Here is a 26440-nt window from a genome sequence, read left to right as displayed (position 1 = left end):
GACCTTATATTCGTCACATTCTTTGATGAGTTTTTGTAGTTTCAAATCTACTTTTTCAATCTGATTTTTTAATGCCGTTAGGATAGGTTTTATTAGTGATGATATTGTTTTTGGCATTATTTGTGAACGATTTTTCTCCATCGTTTGCATATCCATTAACTGCCTTCTTCTAGAAAGTAAATCACTCATCAAGCGCATCTGCTCTGGCTTTAAAGAAGAGAGTGGTGGCTTTATTGCTTCACCAAAATGAGCGATGAGTTGCGCATCAAGTTTATCTGTTTTTGCTTTTTGGCCAATAGCGCCTGCGAAACGTTTAATATTAACGGGATTAGCAACAACGAAAGGGATATTCGCTTGAGCACACGCCATAATAAAGGGGTGTTCAAGGCGCCCAGTTGCTTCAATAGTAACACGCGTTATTGGGTGCTTTTTTAGTGTTTTTATAGCGTGTTTAATGCCGCCGTCATTGTTTTCTACGGTGAAATATATATCTAACGGTCGGATGTAAATATCGAGTTGAGTTTTACCTGTATCGACACCGACGTTAATTTCATTTTGATTATTGAGTGTATTCATAATAAGCTGACTCTGACTCTGACTCTGCCTTGCGATTCGGGCTCGAGGCCCCGTTGACTATCCGAGTTTAATGCTTGGAGTTTATACAGCGTTCTTTCTTGTTATCGGTCTCTCAATAGAGGAGCCTTCAATCAATCGAACTACTGTATAAAAGGCTTTGGTTGCAGCCAAAGCTTGGGCCTCACATTACCCGAACTTGGTTAAAGTATTAATTAATTTATGGGTTTATTATCCATACAAGGCAAATCAACAAGGACTGCTCCTCACCCGTTTTAGTGGACACCTCCTCATCACTTTGAGGAGACTAAAATGCCTAGATATACTCAAGCTAGAAAGACACGGTTTTACCCAGTTAATTTCAAAATCAAAGCAGTCGAACTAAGCTTACGAGACGATGTCTTGATAAAGGAGGTTGCTAAGACGCTTGATATTCATCCGTTAATGCTCAGTCGTTGACGAAAAGATTCCTATATTAAACGTTGATAATAAAGGCTGGCGTCATCAAAAGTTTATTCTTAAATTAAGTTCAGCATTACTATTTTAATCGCACATAACATTGACCTAGCCCCAAAAATTAATTTGATTTCGAAAAGTGATAATGTTCAATTTTATAGAGAGTATGAGTGGAATAAAAAAATGGCCGTAGTACACTGGACTCATAAAGATCCCTACGGATATCAAGTTGGTGGTTGGTTAAAACACAAAGGTAAAATATACCAATAGCTTTATAGCAATCTGTTAAAGTAAAAAGGTAAGGAAAACGAAAATGACAATGCAATGGATCGCAATTTTGGCGGCTTTAGGCTGGTGTTTATTACAAGTAATACTTTTGCTTATATCTTCACAATGTATTTTTTTAATGATCGAGTTTCGCTCTGATAATGAGCATAAACTGTATCAAAAACTTCTATCAAACTTTATTAAATATCTTTTTTACTCCTTATTTATTTTACCACTCATCTCTCTAGGTTTGTTTATATATGGTGTTATTAACATTAAAGAATGGTGTGAACTTAAGCCTGGATTGTGGGTATTTGCTGCTTGGTGGGTGGCTCTATTTGTACTTTCTTATGCTCTATCAATGAAGAAAAAATATCGTATTTAAAAGAGTATTAATATCTACCGCCAAAAAGTTTATAACATCAAAAAACAGCTTACTAATTAGCTATATAGTGAATCATAAAAATAATAACCCCACTTTAGAAAGTACTCTCTACTTACTATCACCATACACATTTGCAGGATTTATTTGCATTAGCAGTGCGGGGTTGTCTATTGGCTTAAACCCATATTGCGCGTACAGACTATGCGCATCAGAAGTCGCTAATAAAAAGCGCCTGAGCCCTTGCAGCTCAGGGTGCTCTACTATTGTTCTAATAAGTAACTTACTCAGCCCATTACCTTGCAAGTGCGGGGCAATAAATACATCGGCTAAATAGGCAAAGGTTGCTTTATCGGTCACTACTCGGGCAAAGCCAACTTGTTCGTTATGAGCGCTGTAAACACCAAAGCACATTGAGTTATCAATAGCTGATTGCATCACGCTTTTAGGTATGCCTTTGGCCCAATAGCTATTAGCAATAAAGTTATAAATAACGTTAAAATTAAGTTTGCTTTTGTCTGTGCTAATTGAGTAATCACTAGTGTTTGCAGTCATAAGTTAATAGTCTTTTATTAATATTTTATAAGCGTTTCTATATAGTCTTCAACGTTCCTATAGCCTATAAATAATCTTTAACGTTTTTAAGCTGTTTGTCGTGTACTTTTGAAAGCATTAACAACGAGCAAATAGCCCCAAATAACGCCAGTCCCATATCTGATTGGGTATCCCACACGTAACCTTGCGTGCCTAAAAATGCTTCTGCGTTTTCGCCGCTTAATACTGCAACCCACCATTCTATTAATTCGTAAAAGGCGCTAAATGCTAAACATACCGAAATAACAAAAGTGATTAACCAGCCTCGACCATTTACTACCTTTTTGCGTAGTAAAATTTCGCGTGCTAGTAGTGCAGGTACAAACCCTTGAAAAAAGTGCCCTACTTTGTCGTAGTTATTACGCTCGCTACCAAATAGGTTATCGAAAAAAGGGACTTCGGCGTAGGTGTAATGCCCGCCAATCATCAGCACAATGCAATGCGCTAAAATAAATGTATATAAAATAGGAGTAAGTTTAAAGTGGCTATAGGTACTTGCTAGCAGCACTAAACCAATAATTGCGGGGATAACTTCAAGCAGCCATGTAAATTGATCTTTTGGGTTAATACCAGACCAAATTAATACAATAAAAAACAGGCTCAGCCATAAATACTTCATTTAGAATCCTTTTCTAAATTGATCAAATTTACGGCATTTTACGCCTTTGAAATAAACGACGCTACCTATAGTTTGTTTTTGCAGTAATGCGATTAAACAAAGTAGGAAAAAAGCGCTTAATTGTAGGCGCCCAACCACTTAAACCTTTGCCAATAATCACTTCGTCTTTTTTATTACTAATGGCACGAATCATTTTTGTAGCAGCTACGCTTACATCCATGCCATTTTCTATCGACTCTTCTGGTTTACTTTGCGCTATGCCTTGCTCGTTTAGTGAGTTATGCGCAATTGCTGTTTTAATAGAGCCAGGGCAAATAGTTAAGCAATGAATATTATGTTGTGCTACTTCTGCACGTAGGCAATCCATAAAACCAACAACTGCATATTTAGAACCCGAATAACCCGTTCTAAATTTTGAACCTACTTTACCCGCCACACTACTAATAGACACAATTGAGCCACTGCGCCTTGCCACCATAGTAGGTAGTACGGCTTTAGTCAGTGCAATTAAGCCAAAGTAATTAACCTCCATTAATTGGCGGTACACGTTAAAGTCGTTTTCTAAAAATAAGCTACGCTGCGATACGCCGCCGTTATTAATTAAAATATCAATTGCAGGAAGCTCGTTCATTTTTGCTGTTATTGTGCTCAGTACGTGTTCTGGCTGGGCTAAATCAAGCGGTATAACTAAGTGCCCTTCACCTTTAAGCGTTGCTTTTAAATCGTTTAGTTTATCTACATTGCGCGCCGATAAAATAACGCGCGCTCCAAGCTCGGCAAATTGTATAGCAAGCTCTTTACCAATACCTGATGATGCGCCGGTGATCCACACGGTTTTATTATTATATTGCATGCGTTATCTGCCCTTTTATTGTTATTTATTAGGTTTTATAAAGGTACTTAGTAAAATATTTTACGCCTTTGTAGGGCCAGCTATTGCGTTTACTTCATCTTCTAATGTTTTGTAAAAACCCATTAAAAATAGTAGTTCAACAGTTACGTACAAAGGGCCAATAATTAAGCCAATTAGGTCATCTACAAACGCCGGTTTTTTACCTTCGTAATAGTGCCCAATAAACTGTAATACCCAACCAAATACAAATACACCTACGCCAATACTCAACCAAGGCCAAAACGCCATTGCCGCAATGGGCTGAGCAGCAACAAGGAGTAAAGTGAATATCACAGCCATAATAAAGCCAAGCGAAAAGCTCAGCATAAAATAATAAACAACCGACGCTAATACAAAAAGTTGTGCGCCATCAATTACTACACTACCAAGGGGTATTTGAATACGTGCTAGTAAACACAAGGCTGCAAATACAATGAGCGGAATACCAAAAAAATGCGTTAGTACATTACGTTTAGAGCGATGATATAAACCATATTTACCAAGCTGCTGTTGAAGTGTTTTCATTGTTTTGCCTTTATTTTTATATATAAAACTTACTTTAGCAAAAGTAGACACAACAACAATGTCAGGTATCCGACATTTTGTAAATTAAACAAATGCAGAAATTATTTTACCCGGCTCATGCTCACCTTTCATATCCGTTCGCTCGCGCCCTTTTTGATACTCTTGCTCGAGCATTTTTTGAAGTTCCTCTATTTTATCAGCAATTGCGCTAGGGTCTGCGCCCTCACTTTGCTGTTCTTTAATGAGCTCTTCTATTGTCGCTTTTAGCTCGTCTATTTTGTTTTTGTTTACACCTAAGCGCTGATACACCAGCGCTTCTTGGGCACTTTCTAAAAACGTTTGATCTTTAGGCGTTGAGCTTATGCCTTTAACATCATTTGGTTTTTCATTAGGGAGGACATTAGTTGCCGCAACTTCGCTTAAACCTGCCGCTTTATTTACTGTTGGAGAGTTATAATTACTATATTGATTTTTAAAGGTTATTGTAGTCATTAGCTCAAATCCATTGTTGCATTACATGTTATGTAGCAATTTTGGTTCCAACTAAATAAAGCAGCCTCTATTTAAGCTTGTGTAGCACGGGCCTGTAACTTTTGTTTATCTAAAACAGTTATGCGTTGATACCCCAAACTAATAGCTTGTAAGCTAACAAGCTGTTGCAGTATTTGATTAATAGTTTGGCGCGTTAGGTAGGTCATATCAGCAAGTTGCTGCTGAGATAAAACAAGCGGTGTTAAGTGCTCTGTATGTTCGCTAAGCATTAAAAGTCGATTGCATACTTTTTGCTCAGCGCTTAATAATGCGTGATCTTCCATTGAGGTAAACATAAGGCGTAATTTTTGCGCCAGTAATAATCCAAATTCTTGCCAATATTGTGGTTGTTCATTTAATAGCTGTTCAAGCGCACGTTGGGGCACGTAAAAAAGCACAACATCAGTTTGTGCATATACATCGTGAGTGCGCAGGCCACCATCAAACAAAGTAACTTCGCCAAACCACAGTGATGAATCAATAAAGCTCAATACGGCTTCTTTGCCTTCGTTACTTACGCCACTAATACGCACCACGCCGCTAAGTACGGCATAAATTCCGTCGTGCTTATCACCTCGCAAAAATAATGATTGCTGAGCCTTTAGCGAGAGCGTTTTGCCCTGCGTTAATAAAAAGCTTTTTAAATAAGCGCTGCGGCTTTTAAACCAATGCCCTTGCTCTATAACGTTTTGCTGCTGAGGAGTCATTATTTACTGCATTTGCTTATTAAATGGCTGTTTTTCGATAACTAATTTTTTAGGGAAATTTAAATCGGTTGCTATAACAAAGTCATCGTAAGGATCATTACCCGAAAACAGTTCAGAAATTAATGTATCGTTTTTATAAACATTAACGGTTACACCGCTACCCATGCCGCCTGAGTTAATAATATAATAATGATATTCGCCGTTACTAAAAAATAAAATACTCTGGCCAATACGCCCTATTTGCCTGTAGTAACTACCAAATGGTGTATCTGGTGAAGCTTCTTTTTCAAGCCCTATGTCATTAATACGACCAAATCGATAACTAAGCGATGAGTCATCTTTTGCAACACAAACAGAAAGTACCTTCTCGGTAGGCTCTAACTTGTAAGCTGTATTTTCATCTGGGTTGCGCACAACTTTATGCATTTTTGCGTTAATGTAGGCTGCTTCATTACTTTTACAGTGCGTAGCTAGCATACCGACGACTAAAGCGGGTTCGTTTTTTTGAGCTACAGGAGGTGTGTTTACTTTATTAGTGGGTAAGTTACTTGCATTATTATTTAGCTGAGGGCTATCTTGCATTGCCATACTTTGGTCGTCACAACCAAACAGTGCAAACAAGAAGAAAGAATAAAAGCTCGCTAAAAATTTAATGCGCATAATAAAATCCATCTATGAGAGAGCCTTTAAAATAGCGATAAAACTAGTGACCCGCAACACTCTTATGCGTAATACTTTATAAGTTTATTTTTAAACCATCTTCTGCAAAAACTACGTTACTTTTTAGTGATTTAATTAACGATTTTTTAAACAACCTCTGATTTTTTAATGACCAATTTATAAAATGAGACACCCTCTGTTTTAGGTGCCTAGGTTTAGTCACCAACGCTCTACCTATTAATTTTAGCCTGTAGTAAAAGCTGATGTTGAAACACCATAAAGTGTCTAAATAACTAAATGAATCAGTAATCGGGTTTCTTATAATAAAATGTTGTTACAGCACTGTTTTTGAATGGCTTTTCATAACCAACTGTAATTTATGATTTAAATCTAAAAAACACACATTTTGAAAACAATTTAGTCTCATTTTATTAAAACAATAGTTGACCCTATTTAAAATTTAAACTAGCATTTCTGGAAGCGCTTCCACAAAGATAAATTAAATAGGCTTTTCTGGAAGCGCTTCCACACATTTGACAATGTTTACAATTACACAATAACAGCCCCATACAAGCTGTTAATAATAATGATAAAAGCGCGAGGGAAACCGAATGTCTAACCATATTGTAAGAAAAACAAAGATAGCAACCAGCCTATCTCTGATTTTAGGCGCATCAATCTCTTTACCTGTATATGCACAAGAAGCAAATACAGATGTTGAAGTAATTCAAGTTACTGGTTTTAAAAGTAGTATTAAAGAGTCTACTCGTTTAAAACGCGACGCTGCAGGCGTTGTAGATGCTATATCAGCTGAAGATATTGGTAAATTCCCAGATACCAACTTAGCAGAGTCGCTACAGCGTATTACGGGTGTGTCGATTGATCGCTCAAATGGTGAAGGCTCTAAAGTAACAGTTCGTGGTTTTGGCCCCGACTACAATATGGTAACCCTAAACGGTCGAACTATGCCGGCAGCTTCATTGCCTTCAGGCGGCGGTACACCCAGCTCTCGTGCTTTTGATTTTGCAAATTTAGCATCTGATAGCGTTAAATCGGTTGAAGTATATAAAACGGGTAAAGCAAGTATTGCATCAGGTGGTATTGGCGCAACAATTAATATTAATACCGCTCGCCCACTTGATAACCCAGGCTTTGTTTCAAGCATTGGTGTAAAAGCATTACACGACTCAACAAACCGCGTTGGTGATGACATAACACCAGAGCTTTCGGGCTTAATTAGCTGGACCGACAGTGAAGCTAAATTTGGCGCCTCGTTAACTGCAAGCATGCAACAGCGCGATAGCTCATCAACAGGTGCGTTTGTAAATCAATGGAATACATCTGCTTTTGACGGCACAATCCCACAAGCAGCAGACGATATTGTTTTAACTAATGCACCCGCTGTTGGTCAGCTTTATTCAATGCCATCAGATTTGCGCTACACCATTGCCGACAGAGAACGTACGCGTACAAACGCGCAATTAACGCTGCAATACAGCCCAATTGACGATTTAACAGCCACGCTTGATTACACGTATTCTAAGCAAGATTTATTCGAAGCCCGTGCTGAGCAATCAATATGGATGGATAACTACAAAAGCGCGCTAACGTTTGACGATAACACGGTAAAAACCCCTATTTATTACCGAGAAGAACGTCGCGATCAGCAAACACGCGATTTAGGCTTAGCGTTTCAAGAGCTAAACCAAGTTAACCAAAACGACTCTATTGGTTTAAACGTTGAGTACTACTTTAACTCTGAGTTGAGCTTTATGTTTGATGCGCACAATTCAAAAGCCACTAGCAAACCAGATGCACCTTACGGCAGCTGGGTAAACGCAGGCTTGGGCGCAAACGTAGTTAACGCACAAGAAGTTGATTTTAGCCGCGAACTGCCATCAATGAGTATCGATTTTGATGATTGTCGCCGAGACAACCTAAATTGTAATAACACGTTAGATGCCTCTGATGTGGGTACGTCTATTTTAGATTCTAACTTTGCTCGCCAAGAGTCTGAAATCACGGAATTTAGAATCCATGGTAAATACGAAATTGAAAACGGCGCAATTGACTTTGGTATAGAGTCTCGCTCTATGGAAAGCCATTCACTGCAATCACTTACACGTAATACAATGGGTAACTGGGGTATAGAAAACCCAGGCGAACTACCTGATGGCTACCTAAACCCAACAAACTTTTTAGCTGAGTTTGACGACTACGATACATCGGGTTCGTACAACCAAGGTTATACCGGCAGCGCATCGCAAATTGGTTACTGGGCAGGTGAAGAATACGGATTTAACTTTGCAGCCGATGGCGCATTTGCAACTAACCGCACCATTGAAGAAGATATAACTGCAGCGTTTGTGCAATTTACTTACAACGGTTACATTGGCGATATGCCATACAACATTGTTATTGGCGCGCGCCAAGAGTCTACCGACATTACCTCAACGGCTAATATCGACTTACCTAACGCAGTAGCGTGGGAAGGTAATAACGACTTTAACGTTCGTTTTGGCTCAGATAAAGAAGATTTCACCCTTAAATCTAGCTACGATCACTTTTTACCAAGCTTTGACTTTGACATTGAAGTAATCGAAAACGTAAAAGCGCGTTTTTCTTATAGCACTACAATTGCTCGCCCAACTTACGACAACTTAAGTTCAGCAGCGACTGTTGGTGTACCGGGTGCCCCTACTCTTTTAGCGGGTTCTTCACCGGCTACAGCGTCAACGGGTAACCCTGGCTTAGTGCCGCTTGAATCAGACAATATTGATGTATCGGCTGAGTGGTACTTTGCAGAAACAAGTTATGTGTCGGTAGGTTACTACACTAAAGACATCGAAAACTTTATTGGTTTAACACCAATGACGCAAAACTACTACGGATTACGCGATGCAACAGCTGGCCCTCGCGCACAAGCTGCGATTGCTGAACTAGAATCTCGCGGACTTGCCCTAACCGATTCAAACTTATTTCAAATGGTTGCCGCAACAGAAAATAACGTTGATTTTGACTCTATGACCTACGAAGAGTTTGAAGCCGCTTACGATGTAATTGCTAACAGCGATGACCCACTACTAGAATTTACAGCGCAAGTACCTACCAACAATAAAAATGCCACTATTGATGGTTTTGAAGTTGCCTTTCAGCACTTTTTTGGTGAAAGCGGTTTTGGTGTGCAAGCAAACTACACCACTGTTAATGGCGACATAGACTTTGATGTAAACGCCGACCCTACTACTACACAGTTTGCATTGGTAGGTTTAAGTGATACAGCTAACTTTATTGCAATGTACGAAAACGATGATTTTCAAGCGCGTATTGCTTACAACTGGCGTGATAAGTTTTTAAATAGCGCAGCTCGATACGTTAATGAGCCAGGCTTTACTGAAGAATATTATCAAATCGACTTTAATGTTGCGTACAACTACAGCGAGCAACTCTCGTTTTTTGTTGAAGGCCTTAACATAACTGAGCAAAACAGCCGCGAACATGGCCGTACTTCAGTTCAATTGTGGAACCTACAACAGCTAGGCGCACGTTACAATATTGGTATGCGTTACAACTTCTAAAGGTAATACAAAGTAAAGCCGTTAGTTTTTACTAGCGGCTTTTTTGTATTTAAAACAGTATTAATGCTAGTTTAATTGTTATCAATTTTAGGGTGTTAACTCATGACCAAATCAATAACAAAAATAGTCGTTTTAGGTGGTGGCACTGCCGGTTGGCTAAGTGCAGGTTTATTAGCCGCCGAACACCCGCACCTTAGTGTAACGTTAGTGGAGTCGGCAAATGTGCCTATATTGGGCGTGGGCGAAGGTACGTGGCCGTCAATGCGTAACACGCTGCAACGTATTGGCATTAAAGAAATTGATTTTATAACCCAGTGCGACGCGTCGTTTAAGCAAGGTTCTAAATTTATAAATTGGCGCAACCTCAGCGAGGGAGAAAACTACTATCACCCTTTTATGAATCCACAAGGCTATGAGCAAACCAATTTACACGCCAGCTGGCAACGCATTGCACCTAACCAAAAATTTGCCGACATTGTTAATATGCAAAGCTTTGTATGCCAAGCAGCCCTTGCGCCAAAGCAATTACAAATACCCGAATACGCAGCAGTCACCAACTATGGCTATCATTTAGATGCGGGTAAATTTGCTGATTTTTTAAAAAATCACTGCGTTAAAAACCTAAACGTTACACATGTTACTGACGATGTAACCGAGGTTATTAACGACGAGCATGGCTATATTGCCTCATTAAAAACAAATAATAATGGCGATATAACAGGTGATTTATTTATAGATTGCTCAGGCTCTCGTGCTCGTTTAATTGGTGAGCATTTTAATAGTGAGTTTATAGCGCAAGATCATATTTTATTTAATAACAGCGCTGTTGCAGCGCAAGTACCTAATGCACACATCAATCAGCCAATCGCCTCTGCAACGCTTTCTACTGCGCAAAGTAACGGTTGGATTTGGGATATAGCCCTACCAACGCGCCGTGGCACAGGTTATGTATTTAGTAGTAAATATCAAAGTGATGAAAGCGCAACAAATACTCTAAAAAGCTACATAGCTAAAAGTACCAGTGAGCAACAAGCTGAGCAACTTAACTACCGCGTATTAAAATTCAGCCCCGGCTACAGGCAAAAATTTTGGATTAAAAACTGTGTTGCCGTGGGTATGTCAGCTGGCTTTTTAGAGCCACTTGAAGCGTCAGCACTTGCCATGGTTGAGCTTTCAATTAGCATGATAAGCGAACAACTCCCGCAAAACCGCACACACATGAGCCAGCTTGAAACGCGTTTTAATGATCGTTTTAGCACGCGTTGGCAGCGCGTTACTGAATTTTTAAAGCTTCATTATGTGCTAAGCGAGCGCGACGACACTCCTTATTGGCAAGATATTAGTAATTTAAATACCGCGCCCAAGCGCCTGCAAAACTTACTTAAACTTTGGCAGTTTCAGCCCCCTAGCCGCTTTGATTTTATTGAAAACGAAGAAGTGTTTTCATCAAGCAGTTACCAATACGTTTTATATGGCATGGGCTTTAATACACAAACAGTATCTGCACAAAATGCATTTAACGACCCACGTGTAGGGGATTACTATTATCAGCAAAACCGCGAAAAAATAGCGCAGTGTTTAAACGGACTACCAAGTAATCGCGCGCTTTTAAATCATCTTTTATCAAATAATGGGCAGCCACATAATGACTAAAACAAACGCTGTTAAAAACGTAGTAATTGCTGGGGGCGGCACTGCAGGTTGGATGGCTGCAGCAGCACTTGCTAAATTAGTTGGCAACAATATAAACATAACCCTTGTTGAATCTGACGATATTGCCACTGTAGGTGTTGGCGAAGCAACAATTCCGCCTATTCGTACATTTCATAAATTGCTGGGTATAAACGAGCAAGCATTTATGAAAGCCACTCAAGCTAGTTTTAAATTAGGTATTAGCTTTGAAAACTGGGGCGATGAAAACACGCATTATATTCACTCATTTGGCGCAACGGGCAAAGAATGTTGGGCGGGTGAATTTCATCACTTTTGGCTGCAAGGAAAAGCACTTGGAATAAACAACCCATTTGGCGATTACTGCTACGAGCTGCAAGCGGCTAAAGCCGGTAAATTTGCGTTTAATCAGCAAAACCCCATTAACTATGCCTACCATATGGATGCCACGCGTTACGCGCAGTTTTTACGTGAATTTTCAGAGCCGTTAGGTGTAAAACGTATTGAAGGCAAAATACAAAAAGTAGTAAAAAACACTAAAACAGGCCATATAGAGTCATTAACTTTAAATAGTGGCGAGTATATTAATGGCGACTTTTTTATTGATTGCACCGGCTTTAGAGGCTTATTAATAGAGCAAGCATTGCATACTGGCTACGAAGACTGGTCGCACTTATTACCGTGTAACAGCGCCATTGCCGTGCAAACAAAATCCACCAGCGATACCGTATTGCCACTTACCCGATCTATTGCCCACAAAAGCGGCTGGCAATGGCGTATACCGCTGCAAAACCGTGTAGGTAACGGATTAGTTTATTGCAGCCAATATATGGATGACGAACAAGCCAAAGCGCTACTATTAAATAACATTGAGGGCGAGGCGCTTACAGAGCCGCGTATTATTAAATTTAAAACAGGGCGTCGCTTAAAAGGCTGGAACAAAAACTGCCTAGCGCTTGGCCTTGCTAGCGGTTTTGTTGAACCACTTGAGTCCACCAGCATTCACTTAATTATGTCGGGTATTATTCGCTTTATGCGTTTATTTCCGTTTAATGGCATTACCAATCACGCCATTGACGAATACAACAAACAGCTTAAAAGCGAAATTGAAAATATTCGCGACTTTATTGTGCTGCACTACAAAGTAACTAATCGCGATGACAGCGAGTTTTGGCAACACTGTAGTGCGATGGAGGTGCCAAAAACACTTCAGCATAAAATTGATTTGTTTAAGCAAACTGGCCGTGTATTTTTAGACGATGGCGACATTTTTAGAGTCGATTCGTGGGTGCAAGTTATGCTTGGTCAAGGTATTGAGCCTAATCAACATCACTTAATAGCCAGCATGATGAGCGATGAAGAACTCACCCGTTTTTTACACGGTATTAAACAGCAAATAGAACAGCGCGTTAGCCAATTACCGCCTCACCATGAGTTTTTAAAACAATATTGCCCAGCATAAAAAACCCTTATTAGGGCGTGTTGTTCTTTGGTGGTTGAATTTGCAGCAGTATGTTTGGTTTTTAGGCAAGGCAGAGCCTATGTAGTGTGGTTATTCCCCACAAATAGGCGATAACGTAGCATAAATGCCAAACATGCGCTGCCCGTAGGGTTCTGCCTAGGGGCAGTTTACTCTTTGTTGCTCGGTTTTTACTTAGCCCACTAGGTTACAAACCTCTCGCCGCGATTAAATTGCCCCTAGATTGAACAAATTTCAATCCACAAAGATCAACATGCCCTCAGGGTTTTGGTTACACACAACAACTTTAGGTTTTATTATTCACACTTAACCACGGCGCTTTTAGCGCTTTGTGGCTCAAAGCTAATATCTGCAACTGAAACGCTAAGCTCTCCTGCTGTTTTAATAATAAAAGGGCTGGTTACTCTGGCAAAATCAACGCCCTTTTTAGCAAAACAGGTTAAATCTATACTCATGGTTTGCCATGTATTTAAATCAGCATTTTCAAGCTCATTAGTAATATCAAGCTCGCCACCACAACCTTGTTCGCACTTCATTGCAAGGTATGTATGCGAGCTAGGTATTTGGTTTACTTTATAGCTAAAACTAAGGGCCGAATTTGCTTCAATGTAGGCCACTTTGTCTTCGGTAAAGTTACTATTAATTTCGATGTAGCTGGCTGCCGTACCATCAAAATTAAATTGCATCGCATCTTCTTGAATCGCTTTGTCTTCAGTGCGATAAGTAATGCCGCCAAGCTTTACACTATTACTTGCTACTTGGTGCTGCTCGCTGTTTGAATTTAAAAACAAACGCCACGGTGTTTTAAAGCTGCCATTAAATATAGATAGCGGCGCAAGGTTACTAATATCAACACCTGAGTCTTCATTTAGATTATTGGCAAGCGTACTTTCATCTTTATACGTTAAACCAAAGCCATAGGGTAATAATGGTGAGTAATCAGCATCGCCCTTATTTACTGCGGTTTGCAGTGGCGATTTAGGCCATGAGAACGACAACTTACCTTTAAAGTCGTACTGTATCTGCCCACTCGCATCCGCTAATAAAACATCTGCAATGCCTTGTCCTTCAGTGCCAGGAAGCCATGCTGCTACAAATGCATCTGACGCGTTTAGCTCGCTGTTAACCCACATTGGTCTGCCCGATATAAACACAGAAACAACCGGTATATTTTGCTGCTTTAATGTTTTTAATATTTTAAGAGAGCGTTTATTGTTACGTTCAAACTCAAGGTTGTCTTTATCGCCATGCCCCTCTGCATATGGTTCTTCACCAAATACAACAATGGCTACATCGGGTTTGGTATTAAATTCACCCGTTGAACTTAAAATAGCGTTGCCGCCAGCAGAGTCTATTTGCGCTTTTAATCCGGCATAAATAGACGTTGCTCCAGGGAAATCTGCATTTTGATTATTAGTTCCCTGCCACGTAATACTCCAACCACCCGATTGCTTGCCTATGTTATCAGCCGCATCGCCTGCTATAAGTATGTTGCTTGACGGGTTAAGCGGTAATAAATGGTTGTTGTTTTTAAGCAGTACTAACGACTCTTGTACCGCTTGGCGGGCAATATCGCGATGTGCAGGTGCACCTATTAGTTCTAACTTACCTGAATATTTTCGATTTGCGGGGCTTGGTTTATCAAATAAACCCGCGCGTAATTTAACGCGTAAAATACGTGCCACGGCGTCATCTATTCGCGCCATTGTTATTGTGCCCGCTTTTACTTGTTTAATTGTATTTTCATAAAGTGGTTTCCAAGCACCCGTTGGCACCATAAAAATATCAAGCCCGGCATTAACAGCTTGCGGGCAGCTTTCATTTGTACAGCCGGCAACTTGTCCGTGCCCGTTCCAATCGCCTACAACAAAGCCATCAAAACCCATTTTTGTTTTTAGTACATCGGTAAGTAAGTATTTATTGCCGTGATTTTTTTTACCATTCCAGCTATTAAACGATGCCATAACCGATTGACTACCTGCGGTTAAGCCTCCTATATAACCTTGCGCATGAATGTTATATAACGTCTCTTCGCTATCAATGTTGTCCCCTTGATCGTCGCCATCTACCGTGCCACCATCGCCTAAAAAGTGCTTAACAGTGCTAATTACGCGTTTGTCACTTAAAAAGTCATCACCAGCTCTGCCTTGTAATCCGTTTACAATTGCGGCTGAATATTCACGTACAATTGCAGGGTCTTCTGAGTAGCCTTCGTACGTTCTACCCCATCGGTCGTCGCGCACTACAGCAACTGTTGGTGCAAATACCCAATCTATGCCTGTTGCCATTACTTCTACTGCCGTAGCTGCTGCAATTTGCTCAATTAATGCGGGGTTATTAGCAGCACCTAAACCAATATTGTGCGGAAATAATGTCGCGCCAATCACATTATTATGACCATGTACCGCATCAGTGCCCCACATAGTTGGAATTTTACTGCCATCAATTGAGTCATCAACCGATGCCTGATACATACTTTCAGCAAGTGTTATCCAATCGGCAGGCGTTGCATGCTTATTAGCATTCGGGAACGAGCCACCGCCATTTAAATACGAACCAAAGCCATATTTGCGCATGTCGGCAGCGGTTATATCGCGGATTTCAGGTTGGATCATCTGCGCTACTTTTTGCTCAAGCGTCATTGTTTTTAAATATTGTGCAATCGTATTTTCAATTTCAGGCGTTTTCACTACTTTGCTTTTAAGCGTTGGCCAAAGTGATAAATCACCTTGCTCATGCTCAGCATTTTTGGCCACTGCGCTTTCGTTATTATTAGCGTTAGCTTCTTGTTTATTACACGCACTTAGAACGCATAATCCGCCTATTAAAATAGGTAGCATTCGTAACCTATAAGTGTTTAAGCTTTTTTTCATTTTTATAGCCCTGTGTTGTGTCAGTGTGTTTTTGTGCAGCACCTATTTGTTATTTAAATTTAACTATTGACCTACTTAGCAATAGCCACTAACCTAAATATGGAAGCGCTTCCTTAAAGTTATTAAATACCATCCTTAGTGATTAATCAAATTAAATATGGAAGCGCTTCCAATATTAGATTTAATACACGCTATATACAAAGCAACCTTTACCAAAAAAGAAGCAGAGGTTTTCTCTTAATGAAACAATTATCTTTACCTAGTGGCTCACCCCTTTTAGCCAAAAATTTTACCTATGGTGTAGCTACGGCCTCATTTCAAATTGAAGGCGGCGCAACCGATCGCTTGCCATGTATTTGGGATACCTTTTGCAGTAAAGAAGGCAAAATAGTCGATAATTCAAATGGCGATATCGCTTGCGAGCACTACACTCGCTGGAAAGACGATATAAACTTAATTGAGTCATTAGGTGTAGACGCTTACAGACTTTCTATTTCATGGCCGCGCGTAATGACTAAAAATGGCCACCTAAACCCGACAGGTGTTAAATTTTACACCGACATTTTAGATGAATTAAAACGTCGTAACATTAAAGCTTTTGTAACGCTGTACCACTGGGACTTACCACAACACATTGAAGATGAAGGTGGTTGGCTAAACCGTAACACCGCTTACGAATTTGCGCATTACACAGATTTAATTACAAAAGCATTTGGTGACCGCGTACACTCGTACGCCACCTTAAACGAGCCGTTTTGTAGCTCTTACTTAGGTTACGAAATAGGCGTACATGCGCCGGGTATTGTAGGTCGCGAGTTTGGTCGTAAAGCTGCGCATCACTTATTACTGGGCCACGGATTGGCTATGCAAGTACTTGCTAAAAACAGCCCAAATACACTAAACGGTATTGTACTTAACTTTACGCCTTGTTACTCAGTTACCCAATGCGAAGAAGATTTAAAAGCGACTGCATTTGCTGATGACTACATAAACCAATGGTACATGCAGCCTGTAATGCAAGGTAAGTACCCAGATATCATTTCGCAATTACCTAAAGCCCACCGCCCTGATATTTTGGATGGCGATATGGAAATAATTGCTCAACCACTAGATTACCTAGGGGTTAACTTTTATACCCGCATGCATTATCAAGCAAGCGAAACCGACTTTTACCATGAGCTGCCACATAAAGCACCAATGACCGATATAGGCTGGGAAATTTATCCTAAAGCACTTACAGAGTTACTTGTATCGTTAAACGAAAAATACACCCTACCGCCTATTTATATTACCGAAAATGGCGCAGCCATGGCTGACGAATTTAAAGACGGTGAAGTGAACGATAACGACCGTATTGAATATTACCACGAGCATTTAAATGCCCTACATAACGCAGCTGAGCAAGGCGTAAAAGTAGATGGCTACTTTGCTTGGAGCTTAATGGATAACTTTGAATGGGCTGAAGGATATTTAAAACGTTTTGGAATAGTACACGTAGACTACAACACACAAAAACGAACTGTTAAAGCCAGCGGTAAGGCGTACACTAAACTCATAACAAGCCGATAAATTATCGGCTTATAACAATAAGAACACACACTGTGAACAAACTCCCTTTATACGAAAAAGTCGGTTACGCCATGGGCGATGCCGGCGCTAACTTAGTGTGGCGCGGCGCGCTTGCTTATTTAGCGGTGTTTTACACCGATACATTTGGCATATCGGCGGCTGCCGCTGCCATGTTGTTTTTAGTGGTAAGGCTATCTGATGGCGTAACCGATATTATTATGGGTATGATTGCCGATAGAACGCAGTCGCGCTTTGGTAAGTTTCGCCCGTGGATACTCTACTCGGCACCATTTTTGGGCTTGTTTATGGTGTTGTGTTTTACTACCCCCGACTTTAGCACTACCAACAAACTTATTTATGCCTACGTAACCTACATTGGTTTAACGCTTGCTTACACTGTAAGTAACGTACCCTACTCGGCACTTATGGGCGTTATGACACCAGACGATACAGAGCGCACAAAGCTCTCTGGTTTTAGGTTTGCAGGTGCGTTTACTGGTGGTTTATTGGTTATGGGTTTTTTACCTGAGCTAGTAGCTTTTTTTGGTGGCGGCGACAACGCTAAAGGCTATCAGCTTACTATGTACTTATTTGCCAGCTTACTTATTATTTTAATGATTATAACGTTTGCGACCACTAAAGAGCGTGTAACACCGCACGCCTCAAATGAAGGCAATTTAAAATCAGAGTTATTTGATTTGACCAAAAGCTTGCCATTTATAATCCTACCTTTGCTTGCTACTACCTTGTTTTTTTATTACCGCGATTTATACAGCGGCGTATTTTTTGCCCTTGTTATGGCAGCAATGACATTCGTTATTAAAAAATTACTCAATAAAGATAAGCAAAGCCTAACAGGTTCACAGCGCGACATGGTTGATCTGCTGACCAACAAACCTTGGTTGGTGTTACTCGGCATTGGTTTTTTAACCATGATGTTTAATGGCATAAAATACGGCGTAATTGCATATTACTTTAAATACCACGTAGCTAATGAACTCATGGCTGGGCAATACTTTATTGCCTTATTGGTTGTATCTATATTAGGCGCACTTGCCACAGGTAAACTGGCCGAAATAATGGGTAAACGAAACCTCTTTATTGCATCATTAATGCTAAGCGGGTTACTCACTACTGCATTTTACTGGGTACCTAGCGATAACCTAGTTGCAGTATTTACCTTTGGTTGCGCTGCTGAATTTTTTGCCGCCATGATGCCGACATTGTTCTTTAGTATGCTTGGCGATTCAGCCGATTACTCAGAGTGGAAAAATAAACGCCGCGCAACAGGGCTTATTTATTCTGCGGGTACGTTTGTGCAAAAAACCGGTGGTGGTTTTGCAGGTGCATTAGTATTAGTGGTACTTGCAGGCTACGGTTATAACGGCATGGATGAGCTAACAATTACCCAAGCTCTACCTGGCATGCAGTTACTTATGAGTTGGATACCTGCCGCATTTGCTTTTTTAGGCGCCGCATTGATGCTTATTTATCCGCTTACCTCAGCAATGACGCAAAAAATAACAGAAGACTTAGCAATTAGACGCAGTAATGTGTAAATTAACTTTTAATGAGCCTTCGCGCTTTATATTTTATAAAGCGCGAGTAAAAACACATATAAGCTAGGACATCAATGGCGACAATTTATCAAGTATCAGAAATGGCAGGTGTGTCTTTATCAACTGTTTCAAGGGTACTTAACGACAACGACTACGTAAGCAAAAAAACTAAAAAAAAGGTATTAGAAGCAATGAAAGAGCTAGGCTATCAGCCAAGTTCTATTGCACGCTCTTTAGCCTCTAGCACTACAAACAGCGTCGGTATTTTAGTTTCGGAGTTGGATGGTCCGTTTTTTGGTCAAATGATGTCAGCCATTGAAGAGCACCTTCGTATTGCGGGTAAACACGTTATTATTACGCCTGGGCACAGTGACGAGAAAAAAGAAAAAAGCGGCTTTGAATTTTTAATAGGCCGTAATTGCGACGCTATTATTGCCCACGTAGAAGCGGTATCAAACGAGTATCTAATTGAGTTAAGTAAGGGCAAAACCCCTATTTACTTAATGAGCCGCTACGTTAAAGAAATTGAAGAAAACTGCATTAGCCTCGACAACGTAATGGGCGGCTACTTAGCCACTAAAGCCATGATCAACAAAGGTCATAAAAACATTGCGTACATAGCAGGCCCGCAGTTTAAAGAAGATGCGTCAAATCGTTTAAAAGGTCACAAACAAGCACTAGCAGAATACAACATCACCTTTGACGAAAACTTATATTATGTAGGTGACTTTAAAGAAACTGGTGGCAGCGACGGCTTAAGGCATTTTATTCAAAATAAAGCGCAAATAACTGCTCTTGTATGTGCCAATGACGAAATGGCATCGGGTGCTATGAAATACGCCCGCGAACACGGTTTTAACCTACCAAAAGATTTAGCCATTATTGGGTTCGATAACGTAATTTTTACCAATTACCTCTACCCAACGCTTACTACAATAGATAACCCAGTTCCCGAAATGGGCCGAGCTGCGGCTAACTTAGTACTTAAAGACATTTATAAAAAAAGCGGCATAACAGTAAAGCACGTGTTTCAGCCAAAGCTTATTTTAAGAGACTCAACACCCGACATTAATTAACTTTAAACCTAAGTTAAATCTAGTTTAAATCTAAGTTATGTAACTCATTACGCACCCACTGTGTACCTAAATATTGCTCTACGTGCTGCTGCGCAAACTTTAAAAAGTTACGTGCAGCATGCGATATGTGCCTATCTGTTCGCATTACAAAATACCAATGACTCGCTAAATGGGTATCGGTTACGTTTAAAATTTTAAAACTTGTATCGTCTGTTGCAAGTACATGGCGTGATAAAACCGCAATGCCCATCCCCGATGCAACCGCGACACGTATTGCTTCATTACTCGCCATTTGTACGCTATCGCTCAGCACTAAGCCTCGGCTTTGTAACTCGCTTTCAAATAACATACGGGTCGCTGAGCCATTTTCTCGGAGTAAAAAGCGATACTGCATTAAATCAGTTAATTTAACGGCTTTTACGTGAGCTAGCGGGTGGTTTAGTGGCACTATAAATTCAAGTGGATTATGCAAAAAGCGCGCAGCTTGTGCGCTCTCAAGCGACGGCGGGTGGCTAAATACATAAATATCGTCCTCTCCTCGCTCAAACCTATCAAGCACCTCTGCCCTGTTGCCAATCTCAAGCGGAAGTTCAACGTGGGGATGTAAATTACTATAGGGGCCAAGTAATTTTGGTAAAATATATTGCGCCGTATTAACCATGGCAATTTTACAACGTCCGCGCGATCCACCATTAAGTTCGGTTAAAAAATCTTGGTAGTCTTCAAAATGACCAAATACCTGTTGGCAGGTTTTAAATAGCTCAAGCCCGGCATCGGTTACGTGTAGCTTTTGCTGTTGCATAAGTAATAACGGCTCACCTACCGCTTCTTGTAATCGCTTTATTTGTAGCGATACCGTTGGCTGTGTTAGGTGTAAGCGCCTTGCGGTTTCGCTTATTGAACCCGTTTTAACTACGCTCATAAATACTTCGAGCAACCTAAACGATATATGTCGTAAATCCATACCTACCTCATAAACCTAACAAACTGCACTTAATAAATAAGCTATAGATATTTATCTATACATAACTCGCATTTATTTTATTATTTACTATACAAAATTTTATCTACAATAGCGCCACTTAATTTACCACCTAGTAAGGAAAGCCTGTGCCAGATATTGTTGTTATGTTTTTTATTTTAGGATTAGTCGCGGGTATTTTACGCTCTGACTTGGCCATTCCAAAAGCCACCTACGACACATTAAGCTTATTGCTCATGTTAACCATCGGCTTAAAAGGCGGTATGGTGCTACACGGTAACTTAAGCTGGCAACTACTGCCCGAAATGGGATCAGTAATGCTACTTGGCGCACTTATACCACTGATGCTTTACCCTATTTTAAAATACGTGATTAAACTCTCTGTTGCTAATAGTGCCAGCATTGCCGCGCATTATGGTTCAGTAAGTGCGGGGACATTTGCTGTAGCGCTTGCCTATGCCGAATCGGCTAAATTGGTAGTGGGTGCAGAAGTAACCCTGTATTTAGTGATGTTAGAACTCCCTGCAATCATTGTTGGTTTATTGCTTTACCGAAAACTTGATAAACAAAACAGCCAAAAAAGTGAACCATCGTTAAAAGCGCTTTGGCACGAAACTCTTACGAACAAAAGTGTCATTTTGCTTATCGGTGGTGTCGTAATAGGTATGATGTACGGCACGGTGCAAGGTAGCCAAGTAACGAGCCTTTTAACCAGTAGCTTTAAAGTTGTACTTGCATTATTTTTACTAGAAATGGGTTTAGTAGCCGCGCAAACTCTTCGCCCTTTCCCCTGGGAACATTGGAAGCTCGCGGTATTTGCTATTGTCACCCCGCTATTTTTAGGTACGATTGGCACAGCAGTAGGCACACTTTTAAATTTAGAATTAGGCTCGGTAGTTATATTGGGAAGTTTAGTAGCCAGCGCCTCTTACATAGCCGCACCCGCAGCAATAAAAGCGGCAATTCCTAAAGCCGATATTGGTCTTGCTATGCTGAGCTCTCTCGGTGTAACTTTCCCGTTTAATGTGATTGTTGGTATTGGTTTATATCACCACCTTGCACTAGCAATGCAATAAACAAATAAATAAATGTTAATTTTATCACTTTAAAAACTGTTGAACCCTATTTTACATAGGGTTTAACACTAATAAATACTCACAAATATAAAACAATATCTACATAAAAACACTACAATAAAAAGCATAATCGATCCGATAATTTACCAAAACGATCGTTTTAAAATATATTTATATTGTTTAATAAAATATCACTTTACTTATTTTTAATTTGGCTCTAAATTCGCGCAAATTTTATTATTAAAGTAACCTCTAAAACTTTAAAACAGTGGTTATTTACCTTGATGAGTCGATAAACACACATGGCAGAATTAGCCGCCACAAGCACTTCTAACAACCCTTTAGCGCCTGTTATCGGGCTGTCGTTTTTTGCTATCGCATCCGGCTTTTTAATGAGCCTTATTCCACTGTCGTTACCCGCATTCAAACTCGATGAAAACCTAGCGCCTTGGCTTGCGAGCATTTTTTACTTTGGCTTACTTATTGGCGCAACCACAATAGAGCGCATTGTGGTAAAAATTGGTCATCGCTTCGCATTTATATTATTTTTAAGCTTATTAATAGTCAGCGTGCTTGCACAACTTGCACTATCAAATACCGTTAACTGGTTAATTGCACGATTTGTAGCAGGTGTTGCTGTTGCCGGTGTATTTGTCGTTGTTGAGTCTTGGTTATTAATGACCAATACCGCAAAGTCGCGTGCAAAACGTTTGGGCTTGTACATGACCTCTCTTTATGGGGGCAGCGCGGTTGGTCAACTTGCTATAGGGCCGCTTGGCACCGAAGGTTCAACGCCTTATTTATTTGTAGCCTCGTTATTATTTTTAGCTATTTTAGCGCCTTTATTAATAACTAAAGGTCAGCCAGAAAAACAACATCTTGAAAAACTACCACTAAAAGAAATAAAATCACTAAGCCACCCAGCTATGCTTGGATGCTTAGCATCAGGCTTATTACTGGGCCCTATTTACGGCTTAATGCCTGTTTATATTGCAGCACAGACTGATCAAGCTCAGTACACAGGGACACTTATGGCGGTTATTATTTTAGGCGGCATGGTCGTGCAGCCGCTTGTGAGCTACTTATCTACTCGGCTTGAAAAAAGCTTACTGATGGGTATGTTTTGTTTAGTAGGCGCAGCCGGTGCTGTAGGTATATTACAAGCAAACACTTTAGCAGGATTAATAGTGAGCTACTTAATACTAGGCGCGTGCAGCTTTGCACTTTACCCGATTGCTATAACACTTGCGTGCGACTCATTGCCAATGGCAAAAATAGTCTCAGCAACTGAGGTTATGCTTTTAAGTTACAGTATTGGTTCGGTATTTGGCCCTATGCTTGCTGCCAATTTATCTGATGCATCAAACGGTATTGTGTTTTATTTAGCAGGCTGTTTAATCACTACCTGCATTTATATGTTTATTAAAAGCATTAAAAATATTCGCGCGGGTAAAACCCCAGTTGCAGGCTAAGTAGTTTTTAAATTGTCGTGCGGACTCAAAAAAAACATCTTTTTCCAGCCTTGGCTTTGTGTTGTATAAAGCCATGGCATGGGCACTAACGATAAAATAGAATAATGTACATGAGGCTGCTTCCCCGCGGCATTTCCGGTATCGCCCAGCAAGCCAATTTGACTGTTTATGCTTACAACATCACCAGCACTTACCGAGTAGTCATTTAAATGTGCAAAATAATGTATACGCCATTTAGGCCCAAGCACCGCAACCACTTTACCACCACGAGTTAATTCACCTGCAAATATAACAATCCCGTTTGTTGAGGCAACTACTGGAGTGTTCTTTATGCCAAAAATATCAATTCCTTTGTGCACACCCGATCTGCCCCAAGGCTCATACCAAAATGTATTATGGTTCCAATCTTTAGGTGTAGCACCTTGTACCGGAATCATTATTTTTTCGGGAATTAGTAAGCCTATAATTAATAAAGTAGCTATTCCAATTGCAATCCACTTAAGTACTTTCACTGCTCTATCCTTGATATTTAAATAACTTATACTGGTAAATTATTAGCCATAATAACTGAACTCATCATGAGTCGTATTTATGCTGTTTTATTTGAATGAAATACCCGACTAACATGTACTAAGCTGATCAACTTTAAAACAGGCTTTATAAGTAATTGAGCACTGCCCGCTATAAACAACCATGTGCCACTTTCTACTAATGAGTCATTTAAAAAGAAAAAACTACCAATTAAAAACCACACGGCAATTAAAAAATCGTTAAATGCACCCAGCGCTTCATAACGCCGCTGGATGGTAATATGCTCTTGCCCTAAATCTAAAATAAACTGATTACTGCTGGAGTCCATAAGTACTGCTCACTCTTTTATTTCATAATTTAAAAAGCTTGTTTTCACAAGCTAAGCCGCACCATACAATAACAAAATTTACGCAATAAAAAACGTTGGCCAATGCGATTCAGCCAACGTTTTTATTGTTTGTACAATACTTAACTATTGTTTATTTTTTATCTTTTTCTAAACGTTTTTTAAGACTTAGTGCTGCATCAGCGGCTAATAAGCGCATAAATTCAGAGCCATTACTTTGCTCGCCTTGGCTCCCGCCTATTACAATTTCAGGCACTAAACGGCTATTACCTAAACTTGTAAATAAAGCAGTCTGAATTTTAACTTCTGCTTTTAGCGTTTCATCAAATACATACTTAGGATCAAGTGCCGCAGACTTAGCTCTTAAACGAGCCTCAGCTAAAACGTCCATACCTAATGCTTCTAGGCGTTGTTGTTTTAAAATCTCTTCTTGCTCTTTTGCAAGTTCCGCTTTTACAGCAACACGTTGCTGTGCAGAAATAATGGCATTTGCCTTAATTCGCTCAGCATCAATTTGCTCTTTAATTTTCAGTTTTTCAGATTCAGCACGTTGCTTAGCAATTGCTTGTTCACCTAAAGCCACTTCAGTTCGTGCTTGTTGCTCAGCTTTTTTAAGATTTTGACGCGCTAGCGCTTCATCTGCAGCTGCTTGCTTTTGCGCCTCAAGGCGAGCGTTTACTTTGCTTTCGTAGTCAATATCAATAATGCTGGCATCAACTACTGTAATACCATAAGCGCCTAAAATAGGTGCATTGCGCAGTGTATTACCTTCATCGTCCATTTTAATATTAATAGTGACGCGCTGCTGTTTACTTAAATTACCTAAATCGTCAGATTTATCGCGCTCACCCGTACTAATAATTTGTTCAGTAACAAAAATACCGTTGGTTAATTGATCAGCAAAATCTTGGCTCAATTGACCATTACCACCAGAGTAATGTTGCTCTACCGACATCATACGCGCCGATGCTTTTACATTTTCAGTGGTAGCACGCATTAATAAATTAGATATTAGCGTTTCTTGTGAGCCAAACTCTTCGTGTATTTTAAGTAAACCACGTAAAGCACCCGATTCTGCTGCTGGTACATTGCCTGGCAATCTAAAACGAGAAACACCGCGTGCGCCACCCGTTGTCGTATCTAAAAATCGAATGGGTATTAGCGGTACAATTGCGCTTGCTGTTGCGCCTGCGTCACCCGTAAAATTAATCGAAATTACTTTTTTATAAGCCGATGTAGTACCAAACGCTTTTAAATAAGGGCCGGCTTGATTTATTACGGTTAAGTTACCTGTAAAAGCCGATTGATGGACTAAACGCTCATCAGCTTCATTCCATGAAACAACTTGCGATGTCAGCGTTGCAATTACCGCTAATACAACAACAATTGATGAAACAACAATTACATTACGACGACCAAATCGACTCATAAATGAGCCACTTTTTACTGCTGGGACTGCTTTTTCGCTATCCATTTTTACTACTCTCCATGTTTAATTTCTTTTTAACAAAGTAAATAATTTCCTGTTCACTCAAATGTGCGCAAAAGCTACCAGAGCGATGTAACTCAACAAATGTTGCAAGGATTTCTTCTTTACCTTTTGCTGTTTTATCTTGGTTTTCTTGTGTTTGATTTTTTTCTGTTAGTTGAGTGATTAAATCATCCACTATCGTGTCTTTATCAAACAGTACGTTGTATTCCTTGGATTTTCTTACCCGGCTTTTATGTACGTTGCTGTAAATTACATAAAGTGCAACGCATAAAATAATAACCAGTAAACTTAACCCAATAATATAAAAAATCATAAGCTCTACTTAAATTAGTTTAAATACTTAACGAGCAATAACAATTGTAAGCACTGCTTAACAAATGTTAACCCAGTAATTTTACAGTAAACCCGAGTAAAAAACAGATTAAAAATAAAGTTCAGCAGGTATATAATAAAACTGCACGTAAAAGTAAGCTTTTTTGAACAAAAAAATGCATGTCAGTTATTAACTGACAGGCATTAAACTAATATT

At 39.9% G+C, this 26440-nt stretch carries 24 protein-coding genes and 1 pseudogene; 11 read left to right on the top strand and 14 right to left on the bottom strand.

The features are described 5' to 3' along the window. Positions 1-576: transposase (locus tag WNY98_RS06725; RefSeq protein WP_342877460.1), on the bottom strand; the 576-nt coding region annotated here is incomplete at its 3' end. A gap of 309 nt (positions 577-885) precedes the next feature. Here WNY98_RS06725 and WNY98_RS06720 point away from each other — a divergent pair. The 3 genes and pseudogenes from WNY98_RS06720 to WNY98_RS06710 form a co-directional block, all read left to right on the top strand. Next, positions 886-1029 (top strand): annotated as a pseudogene (locus WNY98_RS06720) (transposase); the annotation flags it as partial. Between the two features lie 126 nt (positions 1030-1155). Continuing rightward, the gene (locus tag WNY98_RS06715; protein WP_342877459.1) at positions 1156-1299 is read left to right on the top strand and encodes a DUF3465 domain-containing protein; all 144 of its coding nucleotides are present in this window, start codon (positions 1156-1158) and stop codon (positions 1297-1299) included. Between the two features lie 43 nt (positions 1300-1342). Further along, positions 1343-1681, top strand: coding sequence for a hypothetical protein (locus tag WNY98_RS06710; protein WP_024597909.1), 339 nt, complete (start codon positions 1343-1345; stop codon positions 1679-1681). A 108-nt stretch (positions 1682-1789) separates the two neighbouring features. Here the strand turns inward: WNY98_RS06710 and WNY98_RS06705 are convergent, their stop codons facing one another. From WNY98_RS06705 to WNY98_RS06675, 7 genes are all read right to left on the bottom strand, one after another. Continuing rightward, positions 1790-2233 (bottom strand): GNAT family N-acetyltransferase, encoded by a 444-nt coding sequence (locus tag WNY98_RS06705; protein ID WP_342877458.1) that lies wholly within the window; start codon positions 2231-2233, stop codon positions 1790-1792. A gap of 64 nt (positions 2234-2297) precedes the next feature. Then, the gene (locus WNY98_RS06700) at positions 2298-2891 is read right to left on the bottom strand and encodes a DUF2238 domain-containing protein (protein WP_076925943.1); all 594 of its coding nucleotides are present in this window, start codon (positions 2889-2891) and stop codon (positions 2298-2300) included. 61 nt (positions 2892-2952) lie between these two features. Next, positions 2953-3744 (bottom strand): SDR family oxidoreductase, encoded by a 792-nt coding sequence (locus WNY98_RS06695; protein WP_342877457.1) that lies wholly within the window; start codon positions 3742-3744, stop codon positions 2953-2955. A 60-nt stretch (positions 3745-3804) separates the two neighbouring features. Next, on the bottom strand, positions 3805-4308 hold the full coding sequence (locus tag WNY98_RS06690; protein ID WP_024597905.1) for an Mpo1-like protein: 504 nt from the start codon (positions 4306-4308) through the stop codon (positions 3805-3807). 84 nt (positions 4309-4392) lie between these two features. Continuing rightward, positions 4393-4800 carry a hypothetical protein gene (locus WNY98_RS06685; protein WP_342877456.1) on the bottom strand — a complete coding sequence of 136 codons (408 nt, stop codon included), beginning with the start codon at positions 4798-4800 and terminating at the stop codon, positions 4393-4395. 71 nt (positions 4801-4871) lie between these two features. Then, positions 4872-5546 (bottom strand): Crp/Fnr family transcriptional regulator, encoded by a 675-nt coding sequence (locus WNY98_RS06680; protein WP_101163003.1) that lies wholly within the window; start codon positions 5544-5546, stop codon positions 4872-4874. A gap of 3 nt (positions 5547-5549) precedes the next feature. Then, on the bottom strand, positions 5550-6206 hold the full coding sequence (locus tag WNY98_RS06675; protein WP_342877455.1) for a hypothetical protein: 657 nt from the start codon (positions 6204-6206) through the stop codon (positions 5550-5552). A 611-nt stretch (positions 6207-6817) separates the two neighbouring features. Here WNY98_RS06675 and WNY98_RS06670 point away from each other — a divergent pair. The 3 genes from WNY98_RS06670 (at position 6818) to WNY98_RS06660 (ending at position 12917) form a co-directional block, all read left to right on the top strand. Next, entirely contained in the window at positions 6818-9784 is a 2967-nt protein-coding gene (locus WNY98_RS06670; protein WP_342877454.1) for a TonB-dependent receptor, read from the top strand. 102 nt (positions 9785-9886) lie between these two features. Further along, positions 9887-11437, top strand: coding sequence for a tryptophan halogenase family protein (locus WNY98_RS06665; RefSeq protein ID WP_342877453.1), 1551 nt, complete (start codon positions 9887-9889; stop codon positions 11435-11437). Next, complete coding sequence (locus WNY98_RS06660; protein WP_197186022.1) at positions 11430-12917, top strand: tryptophan halogenase family protein; 1488 nt, start codon at positions 11430-11432, stop codon at positions 12915-12917. Before WNY98_RS06665 ends, WNY98_RS06660 begins: the two co-directional genes overlap by 8 nt. Positions 12918-13231: 314 nt before the next feature. Here WNY98_RS06660 and WNY98_RS06655 read toward each other — a convergent pair whose 3' ends face one another. Then, complete coding sequence (locus WNY98_RS06655) at positions 13232-15808, bottom strand: glycoside hydrolase family 3 N-terminal domain-containing protein (RefSeq protein WP_342877452.1); 2577 nt, start codon at positions 15806-15808, stop codon at positions 13232-13234. Positions 15809-16048: 240 nt separating this feature from the next. Between WNY98_RS06655 and WNY98_RS06650 the strand changes: the two genes are divergently transcribed. The 3 genes from WNY98_RS06650 to WNY98_RS06640 all read left to right on the top strand — a co-directional run bounded on the left by WNY98_RS06650 (position 16049) and on the right by WNY98_RS06640 (position 20012). Continuing rightward, on the top strand, positions 16049-17377 hold the full coding sequence (locus WNY98_RS06650) for a GH1 family beta-glucosidase (protein WP_342877451.1): 1329 nt from the start codon (positions 16049-16051) through the stop codon (positions 17375-17377). Positions 17378-17409: 32 nt separating this feature from the next. Further along, on the top strand, positions 17410-18936 hold the full coding sequence (locus WNY98_RS06645) for an MFS transporter (RefSeq protein ID WP_165734926.1): 1527 nt from the start codon (positions 17410-17412) through the stop codon (positions 18934-18936). A gap of 74 nt (positions 18937-19010) precedes the next feature. Next, positions 19011-20012: a LacI family DNA-binding transcriptional regulator gene (locus tag WNY98_RS06640; protein WP_024594396.1), complete on the top strand. Its 1002-nt coding sequence runs from the start codon at positions 19011-19013 to the stop codon at positions 20010-20012. Positions 20013-20031: 19 nt separating this feature from the next. Here the strand turns inward: WNY98_RS06640 and WNY98_RS06635 are convergent, their stop codons facing one another. Continuing rightward, the gene (locus tag WNY98_RS06635; RefSeq protein WP_342877450.1) at positions 20032-20976 is read right to left on the bottom strand and encodes a LysR family transcriptional regulator; all 945 of its coding nucleotides are present in this window, start codon (positions 20974-20976) and stop codon (positions 20032-20034) included. A 146-nt stretch (positions 20977-21122) separates the two neighbouring features. Here WNY98_RS06635 and WNY98_RS06630 point away from each other — a divergent pair, with 146 nt between their 5' ends. Both WNY98_RS06630 and WNY98_RS06625 read left to right on the top strand, forming a co-directional pair. Then, positions 21123-22070: a sodium-dependent bicarbonate transport family permease gene (locus WNY98_RS06630; RefSeq protein ID WP_342877449.1), complete on the top strand. Its 948-nt coding sequence runs from the start codon at positions 21123-21125 to the stop codon at positions 22068-22070. Positions 22071-22372: 302 nt separating this feature from the next. Beyond that, entirely contained in the window at positions 22373-23542 is a 1170-nt protein-coding gene (locus tag WNY98_RS06625) for an MFS transporter (protein WP_342877448.1), read from the top strand. Here the strand turns inward: WNY98_RS06625 and WNY98_RS06620 are convergent. The 4 genes from WNY98_RS06620 to WNY98_RS06605 all read right to left on the bottom strand — a co-directional run bounded on the left by WNY98_RS06620 (position 23539) and on the right by WNY98_RS06605 (position 26224). Next, on the bottom strand, positions 23539-24054 hold the full coding sequence (locus WNY98_RS06620) for a M23 family metallopeptidase (RefSeq protein WP_342877447.1): 516 nt from the start codon (positions 24052-24054) through the stop codon (positions 23539-23541). The genes WNY98_RS06625 and WNY98_RS06620 overlap by 4 nt on opposite strands. Positions 24055-24131: 77 nt before the next feature. Next, complete coding sequence (locus WNY98_RS06615) at positions 24132-24401, bottom strand: YrhK family protein (protein WP_342875108.1); 270 nt, start codon at positions 24399-24401, stop codon at positions 24132-24134. A 151-nt stretch (positions 24402-24552) separates the two neighbouring features. Beyond that, positions 24553-25893, bottom strand: a complete 1341-nt coding sequence (locus tag WNY98_RS06610; RefSeq protein WP_076925962.1) for an SPFH domain-containing protein — start codon at positions 25891-25893, stop codon at positions 24553-24555. Then, complete coding sequence (locus WNY98_RS06605) at positions 25886-26224, bottom strand: hypothetical protein (protein ID WP_024600640.1); 339 nt, start codon at positions 26222-26224, stop codon at positions 25886-25888. Before WNY98_RS06605 ends, WNY98_RS06610 begins: the two co-directional genes overlap by 8 nt. Positions 26225-26440: the final 216 nt, after the last annotated feature.

The organism is Pseudoalteromonas sp. AS71, assembly GCF_038900275.1.
Classification (GTDB): domain Bacteria; phylum Pseudomonadota; class Gammaproteobacteria; order Enterobacterales; family Alteromonadaceae; genus Pseudoalteromonas.
This window is presented reverse-complemented; position numbering and strand designations above follow the sequence as displayed.